General features: G+C 69.6%; 1 protein-coding gene. It reads left to right on the top strand.

The window, feature by feature from the left end; all coding sequences use genetic code 11:
• A partial coding sequence (locus DIE22_RS37810; RefSeq protein ID WP_185640793.1) for a glycoside hydrolase family 3 C-terminal domain-containing protein occupies nucleotides 1-803 on the top strand: 803 nt, incomplete at both ends.

The following is an 803-nucleotide window of genomic DNA, read 5'->3' as shown; positions in this document are numbered from 1 at the left end:
CCGCTGGCGGCGTCCGCACTGTCGCGCATCGCCGTGATCGGCGGCCACGCCGATGCAGCCGTGCTGTCGGGCGGCGGCTCGGGCAACACGCGCGCTCCGGTCACCGGTTCGTTCGCGGGCTGCGGCGGCCTGACGTTCGGGTCGTCGACGGGCTGCAGCTGGTGGCGCAATCCGTGGCTCAAGGTCGACGTGCCGATCGTCGCGGCGATCCGCGCGCTCGCGCCGGCGGCGCAGGTTACGTTCGCCGGCAACAGCGACCAGCAGTCGCCGTTCCGCGCGTACACGCAGCAGGAAATCGACCAGGCCGCCGCGCTCGCGGGCCGCTCGGACGTCGCGATCGTCGTGGTCGCGCAGCCGGCCGGCGAGGATTTCGGCGATCTGCAAAGCCTGAGCCTCGCGAATCCGTCGAACCAGGACGCGCTCGTCGAAGCGGTCGCGCGCGCCAACCCGCACACGATCGTCGTCGTCCAGAGCGGCAATCCGGTGCTGATGCCGTGGAAGGACAACGTGTCGGCGATCGTCGAGGCGTGGTATCCGGGCGAAGGCGGCGGCAAGGCGATCGCGAACGTGCTGTTCGGCGCGGTCAATCCGTCCGGCAAGCTGCCCGTCACGTTCCCGGCACGCGACCAGGACACGCCGACGTGGGGGCAAGGCGGCGCATTCGAGAACGATCCCGTCTACGCGGAGAAGCTGAACATGGGGTATCGCTGGTACGACGCGCGCAACATCCAGCCGATGTTCGAATTCGGCTACGGGCTGTCGTACACGCACTTCGCGTATTCGGGGCTGTCGGTGTCGCGGCA

The sequence above is a fragment of the Burkholderia sp. Bp9142 genome, assembly GCF_003853415.1.
In the GTDB taxonomy this organism is placed as follows: Bacteria; Pseudomonadota; Gammaproteobacteria; order Burkholderiales; family Burkholderiaceae; genus Burkholderia.
Note: the sequence above shows the minus strand (reverse complement) of the source record. Positions and strands in the feature narration are given on the sequence as shown.